The following is a 22182-nucleotide window of genomic DNA, read 5'->3' as shown; positions in this document are numbered from 1 at the left end:
CAACTCCCAGCGCGCCGTGCACGGCCGCTTGGGAGCTGATGGCCTACCGTCCCAGGTCGGAATCTTCCGAGCGGCCCGCTTCTGGTCCGAGATGAGGATCAAACCCTCCCTGCTCCAGCCAGGCCCGGTCACCAGGATCGGGAATGCCCGTCCAGCGGAGCACTCCGCCATCGAGACTCGCCTCCACCACAGGCACCTCCTGGGCCTGCTGGAAAATGTCCTGGCCATAGCGGTCCGTAAGGAAGACGAACTCCTGATTGGTGCTGCCGTGCCACCCGCGTCCGTCGTTGGCGAGGCGCTGGACGAATGGGCCGGCGATGAGCAGGTCGGTGCTGGCCAGGAGCGCCTGTACCGCGGGTAGGGAGGACCTGCGCAGGAAGGCCCAGGTGTACCCGCTGTACGTCACGACGGAGAGGCCCCGCTCGCGGGCCCGTCCCGCCAGTCGGGAGCAGGCCTCAGCCTGCTCGAAGGGTTCTCCTCCCAGAATGCTGAGTCCCTCGACCGCCTCCACGTCGAGGCTGTCGGCGAGCGCCAGCGGCTCCACGAGATGCCGACGCTCGTGGGCATGGGTGTCCGGGTTGAAGCAGCCCGCACACCGCAGGGTACAGCCCTGGACCCAGACGGCGGCACGCCAGCCAGGGCCGTTGACGCGCGAGCGGCGCATCAAACGCGTGACATTGAGCAGCATTCAGTCCTCCAGATCGAATTCAAGGCTCGGGCCTTCGCAGGTCACCGTGACGGTCCGCCCCTTGCGCAGCTGGTGGTGGCGCTTGAAGAGGAAGAGCGACAGGGGATTCACCAACTCTCGCTCCATGGCGTTCAACAGGCCGCGTCCGCCATGGTCCATCCGCGCGTTTTGGACAAGCCGTGCCTCCACCTTGGCATCGAGCCGAAGCTCCACGCTCCATCGTTCGCGAAGGTGCTCTCGCAGCGGCTCGAGCTTCCGCTCGAGGATCCCTCGGCGGAGGGCCTCATCCTGGATGGGGTGGAACACGACGATGTTGTCACCGAGCCGGTTGAGCAACTCCGGCCTCTTCAACTCCTGGACGAAGTGCTTTTCGACCGCATCCTGGAAGTGGCGTTCCCGTGTCTGGAAATCCTCGTCGGGGCCCGGGGCATTCGCAGCCCCGAGGTTGCTCGTGAAGATGATGACCGTTTCGCTGAACCACGCTGTCTCACCGCGCCCGTCCGTAAGACGACCGTCCTCCAGCACCTGGAGGAACTTGTCGAGGACCCGCCCGTGGGCCTTCTCGACTTCATCGAAAAGCAGCACTGAGAAGGGGCGCCGGCTGACGGCGTTGGTGAGCTGCCCGCCTTCCTCGAAGCCCACGTAGCCCGGGGGCGCTCCCACGAGTCGTTGATCGCTGTGCTCGTGGTTGTACTCGCTCATGTCGAACCGGATGCAGGCGCTCTCGTCGCCGAAGAGGAAGGCCGCGCAGGCCTTGGCCAGCTCGGTCTTGCCAACGCCTGTAGGCCCCACGAAGAAGAGCGTGCCCTTGGGCTTGCTGCGACGGGCCGAGTGCTGAAGGCCCGCGAGGCCGAGCCACGCGCGAATGATCAGGGTGGACAGGTGGCGGATCGCTCCGTCCTGCCCTACCACCCTCCGCCGCAGCTCTGCCTCGACGCCCTGGAGCTTCTCGGCGGACAGCTCCTCCCAGGGCGAGCGCTGGTCGCCGAGCTGGTAGAGATTGAGCAGTCGGTCCGGTGGCAGGGGCGTGGCGGTGGTTCGGGAGAGCGAGAGCACCTGTCGCAGATCCGCGGTGGCGAGTTGCTCCGTCAGCTCCGACAGGGGCTCGGCTGCTGACGTACGGTTCGTGGTGGCCTCGGCCCCGGGCGGAAGGCGCGGCCTTGCGCAGTGGAGTTCGTCCGCGTGGCGGAGGAAGAAGTCCCGCCGCTCGGACCGGCTGGGCGCGGGAATGTCAATCAGCCGGATCCGAGGTTCTCCCTGGTAGAGGCTGGGAGGAAGGGCTCCGAGGCTGGCGGAGATCAACACAAGAAGGCCCGTGCCCCGCTTCAGTCGATCACTGTCGAGCGGTTGAACGGCGTCTCCCACCAGCGCCTTGCCCAGGCTGAGCATCCATTCGCGTTCCTCCGTGCCCGGGTGGGCTGGCTGCGTGACGAGCAGGTGCGACCAGTCCACCACCAGGAGTGGGCACTCCGAGGCGTCCAACAGCACCTGACGAAAGGCCGAAAGCAGCTCCCGCAGCGGCAGCGTGGTTCCCTGCCTCCTCCCGCCGCGTACCGGGACCTCTTGCGCTCCGACGTCGTAGGCCGTCCCCTGGTCCGCGCCTCCACCCATGCGGCGTCGCAGCGCCGCATCCCACCGCCCTGATTGGTCGGAGGAGCCAAACCGGAGTCCGTCGGCCTGGTCCCAGACGGCGGAGAGCGTGAACCGGCTGGAAGGTTCGTGTCCAAGGTGGCGTGACACCCATTCGGCGAGGGTCACGTAGTCCCGGCTCCGGGCATCGAAGAACACGTCGCGGGTGTTTCCGTAGAGCACGAGGCCTGAGCGGATCTTCGCTTCGCGCAGGAGTGCCTGTTGCCAGGGAGGAAGGGGGGATGCCTCGGTCGTCATGCGCGCCTCCTATCGACCTCCCCGGGAGCGATGGCCCCCGGGGAGGTCCAGTGCGCTCTGGGAAAGCCGGTCTGGGTTCGTCCACTCCACCTGGGGTGGGCCCATCATCACCCCGAAGTGGTCGCGCATTGCTGTCTCGACCTTCTCCATCTCCTGGGCGCAGGTGCGTCCTTCATAGCCATCCAGGTCGAAGCTCAACTGGCCGTTGACCTTCACCTCGAAGCGGGCCCGGCGCCCTGAAGGCAGTCGCCCCTCCAGGAACACGATGTCCTCTGAGAGTCGTGGGCCGACGACGACGAAGCCCATGTCCTTCAACGTCGTGAGCAGTCCGCGCACCACTTCCTTGCGGACCTTCTCGTCGAGGCTCGCGGTCCGCGCCGCGTCCAGCGTGCGCTCCGCCTCGTCGAGGTGCTGGAGCGCTTCCGCCTCCGCGCCACGTCCTGCGTCGCGTCGTGCGTCCTGCATCAATCCACGGGCCTTCTCGAGCCCGTGTCCGGGGTTCTGGCCGGCCGACACCGCTTCGATGCTGCCCGACAGGGCCTCAAGTCGGGCCTGCGTCCGGACTTGCGCCTCCGACCAGGACCGGGCGCGAGCCTGGGCTTCGGTCAGGACGGAGGTGAGCCGCTGTTGGATTCCCCGGAGTTGCTCCAGCGCCGCTTCGGGAGCTTCCCGCAGGCGACCCTCCGTGTCGCGGAGGGCGACGACGAGCTCGCCCAGCCCCGCGGCGGCGTACTGTTGTGTGGCCGCATCCTGCACTCCGGCGATCCGCCTCTCGCAGACCGACACGAGGGCCCGGCCTTCGCTCCGCAGGTGCTCCAGCCGCAGCGCCTCCATCCGCTCACGTTCGAGTCGCAACTCCCGCTCCCCCCGAATGCTCATCGCTTCCTTCGCTTTCTGTCGTTGCGCCTCGGTGGATCCGCCGGTGTCGCGACGACGGAGGGTTCAATCAAGGCTTCGAGTGACGCCGGCTCCAGCCCCAGGCCCTTCCAGGCGTCGTTGACCTGCTCCCAGAGGACGGACGCCTGCTGGCGCGCATCCCGGAGGGCTCCCGCATGCCGGCGGGGGGCCACGCTCGCGGTGCGCAGGAGCTCCGGCCCCAGGGCCGCGGCTACGGCCTGGAGGGACTCCAGCCACCAGGTCATGCCCTCCGCGCGGACCGGCGGAGGCAGGGTTATCACGAGGGCGTGGGCCCACTCCCGCACCACCGCGTCGGCTCCGGGCCAGCTCTGGAACCGATGCGTGAGCTCCGCGATGAGCGAACCGTGCACCTCGATGGCGTCGTCCTGGCGCGGGACGATCCAGAGCGCTCGCAGGTGCTGATTCCACGCTCCGTCATCCGGAGCTCCCCGAGGCCACACGGTCCGGCACGCGCTCCTCACGAGGATGAACCACTGGGCCCGTTGAAGGAGATCCGCGGTGACGGGAATCGCCAACAGGCACGCGACCGCATCGGTTGCCGGCAGGAGGCCCTGCACCCTTCGCAACTGCTCGGCCAGGACGGCTTCGGTGCGCCCGGGCTCCGCCGCGACCAGCGACTTCCACCGAGCGGCATGATGGGAACTCAGTGCGGGACCGAGCAGCGGCTCCAGGGGCTCGTGGAGTCCCCTCCACCCATCGAAGTCCTGGAGGTGGTGGGGCTCCGGTCCGAGCGCCACCATGGCCCAGGCCCATCGGACCGCCCGGTCCGCAGGAGCGACGCTTGCGACAAGCCGCACGAGCCCTGCGCGGTCCTGGCCCTCCATCCGCGCGGTCGAAACCTCCAGCCCGCGTTCCAGGGCCGCGCTGAAGCCCGGACAGCGCGGCGCGGCCCCCTTCCAGCGCTCGTCGATGAGCGTGCGCAGCCGTCCCAGCAGGCTCAGGGCGTCGGTGGGCGAGAGGCGTCGCTCCAAAGGGAGCCATGCTCCGACCAGGGCCTCGACGACCGTCTCCGGTGTCGTCTCTCCGGGCGCGAGCCGGATGAGCGCCCGCAGCACGTCGTCCGGGACGTCCTGGGAGTCCAGGCCGAGGACGGCCTTCTGGAGGCCCTGCCAGGCCAGCGCCCCGGCCTCGCGCCACGGCGCCGGACTGGCATCCGGGATCAACTGGCTCGTGACGCTGGCCACCTGCTGGAGGGCATCGACCCGCGCCGTGCCCTGGTATTCGGACGACAACCACGACACGATTTCGGACCAGCCTGAAGCCGTGGGATGCAGCGCCAGACGGGCAAGGCCCATGCGCAGCGAGGGCTCGTCCAGCGGCGTTGGCGAACCGATGCCGGGCAGCGGGCGCTCGCGGAGGTCGAATGCCGGGACGAGGCCCCTGGGAAGAGCGGGCAGGGACTCCAGGACCGCCTGACGAAGCTGCGCGCCGAGCGTCATGGCGTTGGTGCGGAACATGCCCACGACCTCGAAGGACTCCCTTCCCAGGTCTTCCACCTCGGCCCTCACTTCATCCAGGAGCAGGGCCACGCCGCCGTCGACCACGAGGGCTCCAGGCGCGAGGCTCGCCGCGCTTGCCTCGATGATGAAGCCTGGCGGCCGCTGCTTCGCCGTGGACCACGCCCTGATGCTAGCGGTGGCGGTCCCCAGCACATAGACGGCCACGCCGCGATTGGCGGCGGCGGCGAGACAGTCCGCGAGGCCTGGAGCAGCGGCCCATGCGGCATGGAGCAGCACCTCCCGGCGTGCGGTGTCGAGAAGGCGCTTTGCCTCCTGAAGTGCGAGCGAGACTGGGATGAGTCTCTCGGCCAGGCTGCTCCACATGGCCAGGGGCTGTCCCCCGCGATGGAAGGGCGGGTGGGGCGCCCACTGTCGGGTGACGGCTCGCGCGGGCGTGCTCCATGGGCGCACGGGGGTCGCCAGGAGCCACTCGCGCTGAGCCGCTGTGAGTGACGGGGTGTGAAGGGTGAACCTCCCATCTGGATGGGCGATCCATGCGAGGGGATGCGTTACCCATTGGACGCCGGAGCGCAGCTTGGATGCCTCGCCTGGCGTGAGCACTCGCACGCTCCGGATGAGAGCGTCGCTGCCTCCCACGGGCGGACCCAGACTCTTGACGAGTGCGCGGAGTCGCTCCAGGCCCACTTCCGACCGGGGCACGGAAAGCCTGGAGGGGTCGATGGCGGGACACCGGGGCTCGGACCTCCCCTCGGTGGTCGCCGGGAGGGCTTCGTCCGTGAGCGCGTCGAAGCACAACGGATGGCCGAGGGTCTTGGGCTCCGCGTCCACCTGGCCCTTGTGAAACAACTCCCGCCCACGTTCGGTGAACTGGACGTCGACCAGCCGGGGAGGGGTGCTCGCATCAGCGCGCGTCTGGAGGGCCTCCAGCGACAGGAGGGTCTGCAGCACGTCCATGAGGAAACGTGGCTCACCGAGCCCCAGCTCCTCCGTCATCTCCTCCATGGAGGGAGGCGCGTCAGCAAAGGCTTCCAGCACCCGGAGCACGGCCCACTCCAGGGTGGTGAGCCGGCGCGGCTCGACCACCTGGAGCTGGCAGGGGACATGCTCGACCGGCCAATCCAGCGGAAGCTCCCACCAGGGGGACGACTCAGGAGAGGACTTGCCTTGCATGGCGCCGCCCTCCCGCGCGTGTCGCGATGCCGAGGATGCGCTCGTAGACGGCCTTCTGTTCGGGCGCTACCTGCGCCCCAGCCTGTTCCAAGGGGGGCAGCTCGATGAGCGCGCGCTTGAAGGTGTCCGCGGCGCCGACGATGACCAACAGCTCCTGGGCGCGGGAGAACCCCACGTTGATGCGCTGGAACTGACGAACGAACTCACCCAGGTTGCCCCGCGCCGAGCGGACGAGGCTCGCGATGATGATGGGGCGTTCCATGCCCTGGAACCGGTCGACCGTGTTGGCCCGCACCTCAAGCGCATCAAGCTCACTCCGCTTGCGATCAATGGCCTCGCGGAGCGCCTTGAGCTGGGCGCCGTAGAAGGTGATGACTCCGATCTGCCGACGGGCGTCCACATTGACGAGGTCCCCCCGTTGGACGGAGTCCTCCGGCTTCCGCGAACGCCCCTGGATGCGGATCCGCTTCTCCGCGAAGAGATCGTCGAGCGTGGCCTCGTGTGGACGGGCCAGTCGGTACCGGACGAAGTCGCGCAGGGGCATGCCAGCATCCGGAGGTTCAACTCGTAGCTCGACGCATTGGCCGTAGCCCCGTTCCAGGAGCGCATCGTTGAGGCGACGGAGGGTTGCCATCACCAGCTCCACCTCGAGACGATTCACCTTGGAGGTTCCGCGTTGCTCCTCCCAGTGGGGGCGGTCTCGCGCATCCTTCGAGGAGTCCACCCACAACAGGTGCTGGTGGGGCTCCAGGAACAGGCCGCCGTGATCATCCGGGATGCGCAGGTGGTGCTGGCGCTGCCTGTCGAGTGTCTGCCGTGGATTCGCATCTCCCGGACTCGCGCCGGGTTGGAGCCTTCCCCCATAGAATTCGTTGACCGCGTCCATCACCTGGGGATGCATGCGGTACTGCACCCAGAGCATGGCCCTGAGCTCAGGGGGCGCGGCTTCGAACAGCTCCTGGAAGAGGCTCGCCGTCACCAGTCGCTGGTACTTCCGGAAGATGGCGGGTTCTATCCCCCCTTCGGCCTGGGCTTCCGCGAAGCTTGCTTCTCTCTCCCGGAACATGGGCGGGAGCTGACGGTGGTCTCCCACGAGCACGACCTTGCGGCCCAGCATCATGGGCATGATGAGCTCGGTCGGCGTGGCCTTGCTCACCTCGTCGATGATGACCATGTCGAACGGCCGGAAGTCAGGAGCCTGGAAGTGCTGCTTCTTGCCAGCCTCGTTGCACGTCATCCCCACGACGTTGGCGTGCCGGACGTAGAGCGATTGAAGCTGGTCGCGGTCCGAATCCGAAGCCTGACCCAGTCGCTCTCGCCACTCGTGTTGGACCTCGTGCCATTGCTTGCGTCGCAAGAGGTGGGGCGCTGCCGCTTGTTGGGCCGTCCGCACCTGCTGGGCCGCGGCCTCGAAGGCCGTGGATGATGGCACCGGCGGGGGAGGGTCCATCGCGGGGTGCAGGGCGCGCCAGGCTTCACTCCAGCGCTCGCGCGCCGCATCAACCTCCTGCTGACGTGCGCGTTGGTCATCCCGCAGCCCCTTGGATTCCGCTTGGAGATGCCCGCGCGCGACCTCGGCCGTCCGCAGCGCACGCACCGCCTCCTCCGCGCGTGCCACGGCTTCACCGCTCCGCGTGCCAAGGACCGACGACAGCGTCCGCCGTGCCTGCTGGCTCCGCGCGCAGGCCGCCTCGGTGTGGGCGATGAGACGCTCGAGCGCATCGAGCTGCTGCAGCAGCTGGACGTTCGGCCGGAGCGCATCGGTCAGGTGTTGTACGCAGAGGGGAATCGGGGCCCCCCAGCAGCGGAGGGCGAGCAGGTCGAGTTGCTTCGTGAACCCGGCCCATTCCTCTCCCTGGAGCTGCTTGATCCTCCGATTCAATGCGGGGAGCTGGAGGGTCTCTGCCTCGTCCTCGGACCGGGCGAGCCGATCTCGTTGAGCTCGCAGGGCCGTCAGCTCGTCCTGGGCAGCTCCAGGAACGCCCTCTTCACAAAGCCGCCGCCCTTCCGCCATCAGGCGCCGCAGTGGCTCCAGCGTTCCATCGCGACTCCCGACAGCGTCCAGAAGCTGCAGTCCTCCCCGCGTCCTGACCGGATCCTCCGGTGAAAGGTCGGCGCGCACTTCACGCACGAGCTCGTCGAGCTCCGGAAGTGAGAAGGTCTCCGGGACGGTGGGAGGGCCCCCACTTCCATCTGCCCAGGCCTGGAGGGACCGCAGCAGCTCCGCATGGTGATGGGTGGCGTCCCGCTGTTCCTGCGCCCTCTGCACCTGGCGGTAGGCCGCGCCCTGGCTGTGTCTCGCCTCGGTGAGCCGCTCTTCCAGCCGCGTCCATGCCGCATGGGAGGCCTCATGGTCCTTCAAGGAATGGCGGAGCTGTTCCAATCCCTGACGGGTACGAACTTGCGCGGACTCAAGCCGGTCGGTTTCATCGATCCGCTCCGTGCAGGCTTCGGCGATGGTGGCGAACCAACGGTCCACCACGTGTTCGGCCAGGAAGTCCTTGAAGTCCTCGTCGACCTTGTCGGCATTCCCCAGGCGCAGGCGACGGATGTTCGGGCGATCCGCGAGCCGGCTGAGTGCATTGTCCACCGCGAGGTTGGTCTGGGAGGCCACGAGGACGCGACCTCCCTCGGCGGTCACCCGCAGGCACAGCTCCGCGATGACCGTGGTCTTGCCCGTTCCCGGCGGCCCCTGGATGAGACAGAGGTCCGGTGCGGCCAGGGCCTTTGTCACGGCCTCCACCTGTCCCTGGTTCAGCGCTCGGGTCCCGGGCAGGGCGACCCATTCAGGAGCAGGAGCCGTGGGCACGCTCGCGCTCGTGGCGGTGAAGAGGAAGTCCGCGAGCCGGGGACAGAAGCCCTGGCTGTTCTGGAGCCGTTGGATGGCCTGTCGCTGATTGAGAAGCGGCGCGAGGTCCCCTCCGAGGGAGGAAACGAGAACCCCTTGCTCGGGGATCAGTCCTTCCTTTTGTTGGAGGCGCTCCGCGACGTCTTCATCCAGCAGAAGGATGAGCTGACCTTGCGGTGCATTGTCCTTCCGTACGCCTTCCCAGCGCTGGAGCGCAGGCGTGTTGTACGTGGAAAGGGGGCCGACCTTCTCCACCTCTCCCAACGCCACTGCGTCGGCACTGCGCCGGCGCGACTTCCTGGCGGGGTCAACGACACCGGTGTCCTCCTTCTCCTCCGGTGGAGTCGCGCCGAGCTCCTGGCCGACGAGGCCCCGAGGGCCTGGAACCGGGCCCTTGATGAAGAAGACCAACCGGTGGGTGTCCACCCAGGACCATGCCAGGTAGGGCACCTTGATCTGCTGCTCCTTGACGAGCTTCTCCTTCCATTGAAGGTACTCACGCCAGAGCTCAAGCCGGCGGCGTGTCTTCTCGCGATGAAAGGGCATCTGCCCGAGCGCCTTCAGATCCTCGGCTTGCATCCACTGCTCCTGGGGGTTCCAGAGCATGGGTGCGGTGAAGACCTGTTCGTGGCCTCGTGGAAGCACGTGTGGCGTTACTTCGAAGCGTGTCACCACGAGTCGGCCCTGACGGCGGCAGACCTCCATGCCAAGCGTCTGATGCGCGGAGGCATGGCTTGAAGCAAGGGGGCCCCAACTCACGGGGCGCAGCAGCCAATTGTGGGGCTGGCGGTCGTCGCCAATGTTGGAGGCGATGAGGGTGGCGGGGACTCCGTTGGGCCACACCCGCTGAAGGAACCGGGACAGCAGGGAGCCTTCTCCGTGGTTCAGGCCCAGCGCCTCCTGGTGCCGCTGGAGGAAGTCGTTCGCTGCCGCGGACTTTTCGGACGCGGCCTCATCGAACTCAAGGCAGAAGCGTGTGAAGGCGCGTGGCGAGGTCGTGTCCTGGCCTGACGCTGCGCCCGTTGAAGCAACCTCCAAGTCGTGAGTGCGAAACAGGAAGTCGTCCATGAGTGCCATGCGTCCCCCTCGCGAGGATGTGATTCTGGCCGCAAAGCCTCATCGCCAGGCAAGCCCTCGCTGGAGTTCATGCAATGGTTTCCCTGGGGCCGATTCGACGCCCCAGAGTCATTTCGGAATGGCTGAGGGTTCTTCGAGCCCCTCCTGCTTCTTCCCGGTGGGGAGGTTCCAGGTCCACTTGTTGTTGGCCACATCCAGCTTCAGCACGCGCAGCGAGTCGGGCGGGTTCGTCGCCCACACGGTGCCGTCGGAGGAGACGGAGAGGGTGCTGACGGTGCCGGCCTTCTTCTCCCAGGCCAGTCCGTTCCACTTCCAGGGGAAGCCCCCTGTATCCAGCCCTCAGACGGCGTTGGCGCTGCCCACCGAGACCTGCTTCAGCGTGGCGCCCACGGGCCCCGCCACCAGCACCAGCACCAGCTCCCAGCGCGGCGTCACGGGCGGCGCGACCGGCGGGAACAGGTCGCTCCACTTCACGGTGAGCTTCGCGTCCGACTGACCGGCGAGGATCACGTTCCTGCCAGTGGGGTCCACGGCAATGGCATACACGTAGCGCGCGCCCGGCTTCTCCCACTGCGCGACGACCTTGCCCGCCGCGTCGTAGGCCACGATGCCCATGGAGACGCGGTTGTCCCCATAGCTGAAGGCCCAGTAGGTGTAGCCGCCCCATTGGATCACGGGTCAGGTGGGGGACGCGGCCCCCGTGCCGGGCCCCGGCGTGCACGTCACCTTCGTCCCCGCGGGAATGGCGGGCGGCGCATTCGACGGGACCTGCGCGGCCGTGGGCGTCAGCTGCGCTTCGGCGCGCGGTGCGGCCACCAGCACCAGCAAGCCCAGCGCGAGCGCCGCGACGCTCAGGGGTTTCGATTAGGTCTTCATGTGCTTCAGGTCCTCTTCCGGTAGGGGGTCTGCTTCATGACGCGGACCGCCCAAGAGCACGCCGCATGCCAGCGACCGTGCGCCGTCATACCAAGTATAATGGGGGATAATTGATTACCTGGAACCGTTGCTGATACGCCCGGTGTGCCTCTCCCCTCGAAAGGTGCACCCATGCAGCGTCGTTCCCGAACCGTCTCCCGTCGCCTGTTCTCCCCATGGCTCGCCGCTTCGGCCTTCGCCCTCGGCTGTGGGCCCGTCGCTGATGAGCCCGCCGCTCCACCCGTCGCGCCCGAAGCGGTGGCGCAGCCGCTGGCCGTGGGCGGCTTCGCGGAGATGCACCACCACATGTTCGCCGAGGAGGCCTTTGGCGGCGGCTGGTTCCATGGCGGTCACACCGGCACGCTCGCGAGCTGTGACGGCGGGGAGCCGGAGAGCGACCATGCCCGTGTCCGCATGGACCTGCGCGACATGCTCAACCTCTGTCCCAACTCGGGCAGCGTGAACCTGAGCGGCGTGCCCGTCCTGTCGGACATCTTCGGCGTCGGCGGCGCGGTGGCCTCGGAGGTCATCGGCCAGGCGGAGGGCACCGAGGGCGACACCGGCCTGCACCTGGGCCGCAAGGACGTGCCCACGCAGTGGCCCCGCTGGGACACCATCGCGCATCAGCAGGCGTGGGAGGGCTGGCTCCAGCAGGCGAAGCAGGGCGGCATGTCCCTGGTGATGGTGTCGCTCGTCAGCAACGAGTTCCTCTGCAAGGCGCTGCCGTACCAGAACCTCAAGCGGCCCTGCGACGAGATGACGGACGTGGACGTGCAGCTCCAGATGGCCCGCGACTTCGACGCGCGCACGGACTGGGCGGAGATCGCGCTGTCGCCCGCGCACGCCCGGCAGATCATCGCCGCCGGCAAGCTCGCCATGGTGCTGTCCATTGAATCGTCCAAGCTGTTCGGCTCCAAGGACTGGCGCGCGGAGCTCAACCGCGTCCACTCGCTGGGCGTGCGCTCGCTGCAGCCCGTGCACCAGCTGGACAACCGCTTCGGTGGCGCGGCGCCGCACAACGCCATCTTCCAGGTCGCCCAGTTCCTGGAGAACTGCCACATCGACACCGACTGCGGCATCACCGGCCCCGGCTTCACGCTCGGCTTCGACGTGGACGCGAACTGCCGCAACACCAAGGGCCTCACCGCGGACGGCAAGGCGCTGGTCCAGGAGATGATGGGCAAGGGGATGCTCATCGACATGGCCCATATGTCCGAGAAGAGCGTGCAGGACGCGTTCGCCGTGTCGCAGGCGAACACCTACTACCCGCTGTTCATCTCCCACGGCCACTTCCGCGAGGTGATGAACCCGGACCTCGCCGCCAACGAGAAGACGACGCCCTCCTGGGTGGTGCGCTACGTGCGCCAGACGGGCGGCATGTTCGGCCTGCGCACCGCGCATGACGAGACGCGCGCCTACACCCGCACGACCGTGGCCAACACCTGCCAGGGCTCCACGCGCTCGCTCGCGCAGGCGTACGAGTTCGGCCGCCAGGGCCTCAAGGTCAACATGGGCTTCGGCGCGGACCTGAACGGCTTCATCCAGCAGACGCGGCCGCGCTTCGGTGACTTCGGCGCCTGCTCCGCCGGCTTCCGCGCGGAGGCCGACACCCAGCGCGAGCAGCAGCGCGTGTCCGGGCCCGCGCGCCTGGGCACCGACTTCGACATCTACGGCCTCGCGCACGTGGGCCTGCTGCCGGACGTGGTGCGCGACCTGAAGCAGCTCGGCGTCAACACCACCGGCCTGGAGGGCTCCGCGGAGAACTTCATCCGGATGTGGGAGCGCGCGAACACCGCCCGCTCCGGCATGGCGGACGCGGCGGCGGACATCGACACCGGAGGGGTCGCGGCCTACGTCCCCAAGTCCACCCGTGAAGCGGCCTACCCGCAGATCTGCGGCAAGGCGTACGCGCCCGCCACGAAGTTCGTCTCCGAGACCTGCCGCTTCGACCAGGAGTGCCGCAGCGGCTCGTGCAACGCGCTCGACGACTGCGGCGACATCCCGGGCAGCTGCATCTGCACCACCGACACGCACTGCGCCACCGGCCAGTTCTGCGGCTGGGGGCTCAACTCCGGCAAGTGCGTGGACAAGCGGGCCCGGGGCTCCATCTGCTCCACCGGCCGCGAGTGCCAGTCGGGCAAGTGCTCCTGGTTGATGTGCACCTGATGCGGTGACGCGGAGGGGTGTCCTCCAGCCCACCCGGGCCCTCCCTCGAAGGCACGTTCGTGGCTCCGGGGGCATGACCATCCTTGCCCCCCTCCTTCGACCCCGCGTCGAAGGGGGGGAACAGGGGTGGAGAGATGAAGAGCGGCGGCTTCAGCGCATGGGGCCTCATCACGGCGCTCCTCGTGGTGGCGGGCTGTGGTGGGTTCCACGAGTCCAGCACCGAAGGCGGGGAGGAGGTCCCGGGCTCCGACCCGAAGTCCTCCGAGGGGCGGCAGCACGGCTCCAGCGGTGAAACCCGGGTCGTGCTTCAATCCCTTGGCTTCGACGACGAGAGCCCCTCCGCCGTCGCTGTCGACCGCGAGCGGAACATCGTCGTGCTCGCGAGCTTCCGGAACGTGGCCGACTTCGGCACCGGGCCGCTGATCGCCCCAAGCCCCGAGGCGTTCAACCTGGCCCTCGTGAAGTACCGCTGGGATGGCACGGCCCTGTGGGCGAGGGCCTTCGGCACGGCCCCGGGCATCACTGGAGACGTCTACGCCCGCTCGCTGGCGGTGGACCGCGACGGCGGCATCGTCTTCGCGGGCCGGAACCTGAACCCCATCGACTTTGGCGGCGGGCCCATCTCCGCGGGGGGCTTCCTGGTGAAGCTGGACGCCGGGGGACAGCACGTCTGGTCGCGGCCACTCCACGTCGACCCCAACCTCTTCGACAGCGCGCTGGCCATCGACGGATCCGGGCACATCGCCCTGGCGGGCAGCTTTGAAGGGGTCCTCGACTTCGGCACGGGTCCGCTCTCCTCGGCGAGCTGGCCGGATGGGGGGCCGGCCAGCAGCGCGTTCCTCGCCCGGTTTGATTCGCGAGGCCGGACGCGCTGGGTCTACGTGAATCCCACCCCGAGCGAGGGCCTGGGCCTGGCCCTGGAGGACGACGGAGATCTCCTCCTGTCGGGCTGGGAGGCCGTGGGGCCGCGCCTCTTCGGCACGCCCATGGTCCTCAAGTTCAATCCACCGGGCAGGCAGCTGTGGGCGCGGCGCCTGACGGGCGCACAGGGGTTCGCGCGCGAGGTGGCGGTGCAGGGCGGCACCGTCGTGGCGCTCGGCCACTTCTCGCATCCGTTCCGGTTCGCGGGCCGGTGGGTGAAGCCCCGGGGCGCGGGGATGTTCCTCGCCGCGTTCTCCAACGGGGACGGCGACGACCGCTGGGCGAGGAGCCACGACGCCGACGGCCGGGGCCTCTCCATGAACGACAACGGCGTGTTCGTGACGGGCGCGTACGAGGACGGCGCCAGCCTGGGGCAGGGACCGCTCGAAGGCGATCCGGGCTCGCCGTACAACGTCTTCGCCGCCCGGTACGACCGCCTCACGGGCAGGCCGCGGTGGACGCGAGGGGGCATCGCCACGGGCATCGCCGAGGTGGCGGACCTCGCCACGACGCCGTCCGGGCAGAGCGTCGTCGTCGGCTCGTTCCGCGAGGGCACGGTCGACTTCGGCACCGGCCCGCTCGTGCCTGAAAGCCGCGATCTGTTCCTCTTCACGCTGACCCGGTGAGGGGCCTGGGCCCGTCCATGGGCGTCGGCGGTCCAGCCCGGTCCGCGCGCCGCCAGGGCGAGCGCAGCGATCGCTTGAACCGGCCTCCCACGCTTCCGCGCTCGCGACGGACGGGCAGGGCGCGGGGCGCTCCACCGCCCGGGCCGCGACGCCAGGGCTCGCGGTGCCTACCTGGAAGAGACATGCACGACCCACGCGACTGGCGCCAGCGGTACGCCGACAAGGTGGTCACGGCCGAGGAGGCGGCGGAGCCGGTGACGCGGGTGCGGGCCCTGGTGGAGGAGGGCCGCGCGGACTTCATGCACGAGAGCGGCCTGTCCATCCGCACCCACCGCGAGGGGAGCGTTCTCCACCTGGAGCCGCGCTTCGCCACGGAATGAGTGACGGGACGCTGAAGCCCACCGAGGTGCACATCCAGGCCGAGTCCCTGACGCGCTTCGCCCCGGTGCTGGGCGAAGCGCGTTGGAGCGCGCTCCAGGCGCACGGGGAGCAGGCCCGCGCCCGGATGGCGGGCCGCACGTTCTGGAACGTGAACTCCACGGCGCGGGGCGGAGGCGTGGCGGAGATGCTGCCCCGGCTGCTCGCCTACGCGCGCGGTGCCGGCGTGGACGCACGCTGGCTGGTGCTGGAGGGCACGCCCGACTTCTTCCACGTCACCAAGCGGTTGCACCACGCCCTGCATGGCTCGCGCGGCGACGGCTCCGCGCTGGGCGGAAGCGAGCGCGCGCTCTACGACGAGGTGCTCCGCGACAACGCGGAGGAGCTGCTCGTCCTGGTGCGCCCGGGGGACGTGGTGCTGCTGCATGATCCGCAGACCGCGGGCCTGGCGCCGGCGCTCGCCGCGGTGGGCGCCCTCGTGGTGTGGCGCTGCCACGTGGGCTGTGACACCCCCAACGCGGAGGTGGAGCGGGCCTGGGAGTTCCTCGCGCCGGGGCTCGCCGCCGCGCGGCTCACCGTCTTCAGCCGGGCGGCCTACGTGCCACCCCAGTGCGCGGACCGCGCCATCATCATCCAGCCCTCCATCGACATCTTCGCGGTGAAGAACCAGCCCATGGCGCCGGAGATCTCTCGCGCCATCCTCGCCCATACGGGGCTTCTGCTGTCGGAGCCCGACGCTCCCGAGCCCCTCTTCACCCGGGCAGACGGCGTGCCCGCCCGGGTGTCGCGCCGGGCGGACATCGTCGGGCTGGGCGCCGCGTCCGCGCCCGACACGCCGCTGGTGGTGCAGGTGTCGCGTTGGGATCCGCTGAAGGATCCCGCGGGCGTGCTGCGGGGGTTCGCGCGGCTGGCGCGCGACCATCCGGGCCTGCGCGCGGACCTGGTCCTGGCGGGACCGTCGGTGGCGTCCGTCGCGGACGATCCGGAGGCCGCGACCACCCTCAACGGGGTCATCAAGGTCTGGCGGGAGCAAACGCACGCCCTGCGCCAGCGCGTCCACCTGGTGTGCCTGCCCATGGCGGACCGGGAGGAGAACGCGGCCATCGTCAACGCGCTCCAGCGCCACGCGACGGTGGTGGTGCAGAAGAGCCTCCAGGAGGGCTTCGGGCTCACCGTCACCGAGGCCATGTGGAAGTCGCGCCCCGTGGTCGCGAGCGCGGTGGGCGGCATCCAGGACCAGGTCGTCTCCGGGGTGAATGGCCTGCTCGTGAGCGTCCCCGGCGACGTGGCGGAGTTCGCGGACGCGGTGCGCTCGCTGCTGGAGGACCCCGTGCTGGCGGAGCGCCTGGGGGCCCAGGCCCACCAGGACGCGCTCGCCCACTTCACCGGCGCCCGCCACCTCACCGCCTTCGTGCACCTGCTCGAAGCGCTGGATGCGCGCACGGTCACCCGCTGAGTGCGCCCCCGGGGGCGGTCCGCCGGTAGAAGACCTTCTTCGCCTGCTCCACGGCCACGACGTAGAGGCCGGTGATGACGACGACACCTGCCAGCAGCATGCCCGGAGGCCGCACGAACCCGAGCGCTCCGGCGAACGGGAGGAAGGGCAGCAGGAACGTGAGCGCGGTGATGGCGCAGGTGGAGACGAGCAGGAGCGTGCCGGGCCGGCTGCGGTAGAAGGGCCGTCGCGTGCGCACCACCAGCGCGACCACCAGCTCCGTCAGGAGCGATTCGATGAACCAACCCGTGCGGAACAGCGCCGGGCCCGCGTGGAACAGCAGCAGGAGCGCTCCGAAGGTGAGGAAGTCGAAGACGGCGCTCAGCAGCCCGAAGGCCACCATGAAGCGCGCGAGGAAGCGCATGCTCCAGCGCTGGGGCGTGTCCACCAGCTCTGGATCCACGCTGTCTCCCGCGAGCCCCACGGCCGGGATGTCGGACAGGAAGTTGTTGAGGAGGATCTGCCCCGCCAGCAGCGGGAGGAAGGGCAGCAGCAGCGTGGCCGCCGCCATGCTGAGCATGTTGCCCAGGTTCGCGCTCGTCGTGGTCAGGATGTACTTGAGCGTGTTGGCGAACGTCCTGCGCCCCTCCTCGATGCCGCGCCGGACGACGTCCAGGTGCTGCTCCAGGAGGACGAAGTCCGCGGCCTCGCGGGCCACGTCCGCGGCGTGCTGCACGGAGAGGCTCGCGTCGGCCGCGTGCATGGCCGGCGCGTCGTTCACCCCGTCCCCGAGGAAGCCCACCACGTGCCCCTGCTTCTTCAGCGCCAGGATGATGCGCTCCTTCTGCGTCGGATCCACCTCCACGAAGAGCTCCACCCGTTCGGCCTGGTGCCACAGCGCTTCGTCGCTCACCTCCTGCAGCTGGCGGCCCGTGAGCACGCGCTCCGTGCCCAGGCCCACCTGCCGGGCCACGTGCTCCGCGACCCGCTGGCTGTCGCCGGTGATGAGCTTGAGGGCCACGCCCATGCGCGACAGTTCGAGGATGGCCTCGCGGGCTCCCTCCTTCGGCCGGTCGAGGAAGGCGAGGAACCCCTCGAACGTCAACGCGTGCTCGTCCTCCCGCGCGTAGCCGTCCCGGACCTCGATGGGCCGGGTGGCCAGCGCCAGGATGCGGATGCCCTGCTGGCCCCAGGCGTCCACGCGGCGCTGGAGCTCCGCCCGGAGCGGCGCGTCCAGCGGGGCGCCTCCCGCCACGCGGGTGCACGTCTCCACGACCCGCGTGAACGCCCCCTTCATGACGAGCCGCGCGACGTCGCCCTGGCGCACGATGACGGAGAGGCGCTTGCGCACGAAGTCGTAGGGGATCTCGCCCAGCTTCGCGGTGGGGGGAGCCCCGGTCCGGCGTGCCTGGAGGAGGGCTTCATCGAGCGGGTTCGACTGGCCCGTCTGGTAGGTGGCGTTGAGGACCGCCAGGTCCAGGACGTCCCCGGACCGCTCGCCGGAAGCGTCATAGGCCCCTTCCAGACTGACGACGCCCTCCGTCAGGGTCCCCGTCTTGTCGGTGCACAGGATGTCCATGCTGCCCAGGTTCTCGATGGCGCTGAGCCTGCGCACCAGGACGCCCCGCGCGGCCATCGCCTGGGAGCCGGCGGAGAGGTTCACGTTGAGGATGGCGGGCAGCAACTCCGGGCTCAGCCCCACCGCGAGCGCCAGGGAGAACAGGAGCGTCTCCACCGGTGGCCGCTCCAGCAGGGTGTTGGCGCCGATGACCACCAGCACCATCACCCCCATGGTGGTGAGCAGCACATAGCCGAAGTGCCGGATGCCCCGGTCGAACTCCGTCTCCGGTGCGCGCAGGGTGAGGCGCCGGGCGATGTCACCGAAGGACGTGTCCCGTCCGGTCGCCACCACCAGGCACATCCCGCTGCCGTTGCGCACGGAGGTGCCCCGGAAGACGCAGTTGTCGCGCTCGATGAGCGAGGCGTCGGGCGCGGCCACCCCGGGCCGCTTCTCCACCGGGAAGCTCTCTCCGGTCAGCACCGCCTGGCTGACGAACAGGTCCTTCGCTTCGAGCACCCGTGCGTCCGCGGGCACCGTGCTCCCCGCGGACAGGAGCACGAGGTCGCCCGGGACGACGTGGGGGAGGGGCAGGGTGGCCACGCCGCCCTCACGCAGCACCCTCACGCCGGTGACGACGCGCTCCCGCAGCCGCGCGATGGTGACCTGCGCCTTGTACTCACGGGAGTAGCCCAGCAGCACGCTGCCCAGGACGATGGCCAGCACGATGGCCGCGTCGGTCCAGTTGCCCGTGAGCGCGGAGATGACCGCCGCGATGATGAGCAGGAGGACCAGCGGGCTCTTGACCTGCCGCCAGAGGACGCGCAGGCGCGAGGGCCGCTGGGAGGCTTCCAGTTCGTTCGGGCCGTGGGACTCCAGCCGCCGTGCGGCTTCGGCTTCCGCGAGCCCGTCCGGCGTCGTGCGCAAGGCGTCGAACAGCGCCTGGGCCGGGCGACTCCAATACCGTTCCGGCGTCCGGACCCGCTCCGTGCCCTGACGTCGCCGACGCCCGAACGGGAGCCCGCCTACGGCGCGGACGGGCGCGTCGGTGGACACCGTCGCTCCTCCGCGCGCGCCGCCCCCTCCCTCATGCTCCATGCTCCAGAGGCAGGCCCTGGCCCCGCGCCCGTGCCCGCGCCAGCAGGTCCACCACGTCCGCGTCGGGGACCTGGGGGAAGTCGACGTACGCCTGCCCCACGGCCTCCAGATCCGGCATGGGAAGGACGCACACCAGGTCCTCCACCAGCGGCTGGAGCTCCTCGAGGACGTCATCCCCGGCCAACGGCACGGCGAGGACGATGCGGCCGGGACGCCGGGACCGGAGCGACTGGAGGGCCGCCCGCACGGTGCCTCCCGTCGCGATGCCGTCGTCCACGAGGATGACCGTCCTGCCCTGGAGCTCGGGTGGCGCGGCCCCGCCCCGGAAGCGGGCCACGCGCTCCTTCACCTCGGCGGCCTTGCGCAGGACGATCCTCCGCGCGACGGGCTCCGCGACGCCCACGCGCCGCATCAGGTCCCGGTCGAGGTAGGCGATGCCTCCTTCCGCCACCGCGCCCAGGCCCAGCTCCTCGTGGTGCGGCGTGCCCACCTTGCGCACCACCCAGACGTCCAGCGGAGCGCCCAGCGCCTCCGCGACCTCGGACGCCACGGGGACGCCTCCCCGTGGCAGGCCCAGGACGATGGTGTCCTCTCCCGTATACCCGCGCGCGAGCAGCAACCGGGCGAGCCGCCGGCCCGCGTCGATACGGTCCTCGAAGTACATGGTGCCCCTCCCGGAGTCTCCCCTCGAACGATGGGGCGCGCGCGTGCCATGTGCCATGGACATGGACCCGCATCGCGGACCTCCCTGGCGACTGGCACTGCAATGCGTGGGATGCCCCCGGCATCCCGGCAAGGGCCACCAGCCGGGCGCGCCTTCCGTTCGCCCGCACCGCCCGGGGGCGTTCGCATTGCCGGTCGCGGCGCGGGACTCCAAGTTCTTCACGGTCCCCGCTCATGCGAATCTCCGTGCCCGTCAGCCGCCTGACTTGTCCCGTGGCCGCGGTGAGAGGCCTGGATGCGGCCGAGGTCGCCCGCCAACGCGCGCGCTACGGCCGCAACGACGTGACCGACAGGCCGCGCCGCTCCGCGCTCCAGACGGTGCGCGAGAGCCTGCGCGACCCGATGCTCTGGTTCCTCGTGGGCACGGGCGCGCTCTACTTCTCGCTGGGCGAGCGCTCCGAGGGGTGGGTGATGGTGCTGGCCATCGCCCCGCTGCTGGGCATGGACGCCTTCCTGCACCGTCGCACGCAGGTCTCCACCGAAGGCCTGCGCACCCGCCTGGCCGCGCGCGCCACGGTGCTGCGTGAAGGGCGCGAGGAGGACGTGCCCGCCGAGGACGTGGTGGTGGGGGACCTGGCGCGCGTGGAGGCAGGCAGCCACTTTCCGGCGGATGGCCTGGTGGTGCGCGGCGAGGGCCTGCAGACGGAGGAGTCCTCGCTCACCGGCGAATCGCTGCCCGTGCGCAAGCGGCCCCTGGCACGCCTCCCTCCCGGAGCGGAGCCGCCGGTGGAGGGCGCGCATTGGGGCCTCGCGGGGACCCGGCTCCTCACCGGGACGGCCTGGGTGCGCATCGTCTACACGGGCCCGGACACGCGCTATGGGAGCATCGTCCGCTCGGCGGCGGGGGACTCGCGGGCGCGCACGCCCCTCCAGGTCGCGGTGGCCCACCTGGTGGCGGTGCTGGTGAGCGTGGCCGCCCTCCTGTGCGCCGTCCTCGCCTTCGTGCGCTGGCGCCAGGGCTTCGGGTGGATGGACGCGCTCCTGAGCGCGGCGACGCTGGGCGTGGCGGCCCTGCCGGAGGAGTTCCCGCTGGCGCTCACGTTCTTCCTGGGCGCGGGGGTGTACCGCCTGGCGCGGAGGCAGGCCCTGGTGCGGCGTGCCGTCTCCGTGGAGAACATCGGCCGCGTCACCTGCATCTGCTCGGACAAGACGGGCACGCTGACGGAAGGCCGGCTCCGGGTGGCGCGCGTGCTGCCCGCGGCGGAGGCCTCCCCGGCCCAGGTGCTGCGCGCCGCGGCGCTGGCGTCGCGGGAGGAGGGGAGGGATCCGCTGGACGCGGCGCTGCTCGAAGCGGCCGCCGGGGCCTCGGCGCTCCCCACCGGGATGACGCCCGAGGCCACCTTCCCCTTCACCGAGGAGCGCCAGCGCGAGACGGCGGTGGTGCGCGACGGGCCCGGGGGGCTCTTGGTCGTCGTGAAGGGCGCGCCGGAGCGGGTGCTGGACCTGTGCACGCTGGAGCCCGCCGCGCGCACGGAGTGGGCGCACCGCGTGGAGGCGCTCGCGCGCGAGGGGAGCAAGGTCATCGCGTGCGCGAGCCAGGGCCTGGAGGCCGCGTCCTGGCGGGGCGGGGAGCCGCAGCGGGGCTTCCACTTCCTGGGGCTCGTGGGGTGCGAGGACCCGGTGCGCCCGGGCGTGGCGGAGGCGGTGCGCGAGTGCCGCGACGCGGGCCTGCGCACGGTGATGGTGACGGGCGACCACCCGGAGACGGCGCGCGCGGTGGCCAGGCGGTTGGGGCTGGGCGGGGAGCAACCCCGGGTGCTCACGGGCGATGCGCTGGAGGCGCGGCTGGAGGACACAGGGAGGGTGCCGCCCGTGGACGTGGTGGCCCGCGCGGTGCCGGCGCAGAAGTACGCGCTGGTGAAGGCGCTGCGAAGGGAGGGCGAGGTGGTGGCCGCCACGGGCGACGGGGTGAACGACGTCCCGGCGCTCCAGGCCGCCGACGTGGGCATCGCCATGGGGGAGCGGGGGACCCGGAGCGCTCGCGAGGCGGCCTCCATCGTGCTGCTGGACGACGACTTCGGCACGCTGGTGCGGGCCATCGCGGAGGGCCGGCAGCTCTTCCGCAACCTGCGACGCTGCTTCCTCTACCTGCTGCTCATCCACCTGCCGCTGGTGAGCACCGCGGCGCTGCTGCCGCTGGCGGGCTATCCGCTGCTGTACCTGCCCATCCACATCGTGTGGCTGGAGTTGATCATCCACCCCACCGCGATGCTTGCCTTCCAGGAGGCCGCGCGGCCGGGCCGGCTGTCGCCCCTGCACGGACGGGGACCCGCGCGCTTCTTCTCCCGGGGGGAGTGGGCCACGCTCGCGCTGG

At 70.3% G+C, this 22182-nt stretch carries 14 protein-coding genes; 5 read left to right on the top strand and 9 right to left on the bottom strand.

All coding sequences use genetic code 11. The features are described 5' to 3' along the window. Positions 1-43: 43 nt before the first annotated feature. The 7 genes from D7V97_RS03910 to D7V97_RS44495 form a co-directional block, all read right to left on the bottom strand. Positions 44-688, bottom strand: coding sequence for a 4Fe-4S single cluster domain-containing protein (locus D7V97_RS03910; protein WP_120609232.1), 645 nt, complete (start codon positions 686-688; stop codon positions 44-46). Then, positions 689-2575 carry an AAA family ATPase gene (locus D7V97_RS03905; RefSeq protein WP_120609231.1) on the bottom strand — a complete coding sequence of 629 codons (1887 nt, stop codon included), beginning with the start codon at positions 2573-2575 and terminating at the stop codon, positions 689-691. Between the two features lie 9 nt (positions 2576-2584). After that, entirely contained in the window at positions 2585-3454 is an 870-nt protein-coding gene (locus D7V97_RS03900; protein ID WP_120609230.1) for a hypothetical protein, read from the bottom strand. Next, positions 3451-6123, bottom strand: coding sequence for a hypothetical protein (locus tag D7V97_RS03895; protein ID WP_120609229.1), 2673 nt, complete (start codon positions 6121-6123; stop codon positions 3451-3453). Before D7V97_RS03895 ends, D7V97_RS03900 begins: the two co-directional genes overlap by 4 nt. Then, positions 6101-9550, bottom strand: coding sequence for an ATP-binding protein (locus D7V97_RS03890; RefSeq protein ID WP_199728697.1), 3450 nt, complete (start codon positions 9548-9550; stop codon positions 6101-6103). Before D7V97_RS03890 ends, D7V97_RS03895 begins: the two co-directional genes overlap by 23 nt. 837 nt (positions 9551-10387) lie before the next feature. Further along, complete coding sequence (locus D7V97_RS03880) at positions 10388-10723, bottom strand: hypothetical protein (protein ID WP_120609226.1); 336 nt, start codon at positions 10721-10723, stop codon at positions 10388-10390. Between the two features lie 3 nt (positions 10724-10726). Beyond that, a complete protein-coding gene (locus D7V97_RS44495; RefSeq protein WP_158623261.1) occupies positions 10727-10876 on the bottom strand; it encodes a hypothetical protein in 150 nt (49 codons plus the stop codon). Positions 10877-11095: 219 nt separating this feature from the next. Between D7V97_RS44495 and D7V97_RS03875 the strand changes: the two genes are divergently transcribed. The 4 genes from D7V97_RS03875 (at position 11096) to D7V97_RS03860 (ending at position 16510) form a co-directional block, all read left to right on the top strand. Continuing rightward, positions 11096-13129, top strand: coding sequence for a membrane dipeptidase (locus D7V97_RS03875; RefSeq protein ID WP_120609225.1), 2034 nt, complete (start codon positions 11096-11098; stop codon positions 13127-13129). A gap of 134 nt (positions 13130-13263) precedes the next feature. Then, positions 13264-14676, top strand: coding sequence for a hypothetical protein (locus D7V97_RS03870; RefSeq protein ID WP_120609224.1), 1413 nt, complete (start codon positions 13264-13266; stop codon positions 14674-14676). A 182-nt stretch (positions 14677-14858) separates the two neighbouring features. Next, positions 14859-15056, top strand: a complete 198-nt coding sequence (locus D7V97_RS03865) for a hypothetical protein (protein WP_120609223.1) — start codon at positions 14859-14861, stop codon at positions 15054-15056. Beyond that, positions 15053-16510, top strand: a complete 1458-nt coding sequence (locus D7V97_RS03860) for a glycosyltransferase (protein WP_120609222.1) — start codon at positions 15053-15055, stop codon at positions 16508-16510. Before D7V97_RS03865 ends, D7V97_RS03860 begins: the two co-directional genes overlap by 4 nt. Here the strand turns inward: D7V97_RS03860 and mgtA are convergent. Both mgtA and D7V97_RS03850 read right to left on the bottom strand, forming a co-directional pair. Further along, positions 16500-19103 (bottom strand): magnesium-translocating P-type ATPase, encoded by a 2604-nt coding sequence (mgtA, locus tag D7V97_RS03855; RefSeq protein ID WP_199728696.1) that lies wholly within the window; start codon positions 19101-19103, stop codon positions 16500-16502. The genes D7V97_RS03860 and mgtA overlap by 11 nt on opposite strands. Positions 19104-19134: 31 nt before the next feature. Beyond that, positions 19135-19809 (bottom strand): phosphoribosyltransferase, encoded by a 675-nt coding sequence (locus tag D7V97_RS03850; protein ID WP_120609220.1) that lies wholly within the window; start codon positions 19807-19809, stop codon positions 19135-19137. A gap of 272 nt (positions 19810-20081) precedes the next feature. On the opposite strand from D7V97_RS03850, the gene D7V97_RS03845 reads away from it, so the two are divergent. Further along, positions 20082-22182, top strand: a 2101-nt coding sequence (locus D7V97_RS03845) for a cation-transporting P-type ATPase (RefSeq protein WP_199728695.1), incomplete at its 3' end; no start/stop codon positions are given.

Source organism: Corallococcus sp. CA053C, from assembly GCF_003611675.1.
Lineage (GTDB): Bacteria > Myxococcota > Myxococcia > Myxococcales > Myxococcaceae > Corallococcus.
Note: the sequence above shows the minus strand (reverse complement) of the source record. Positions and strands in the feature narration are given on the sequence as shown.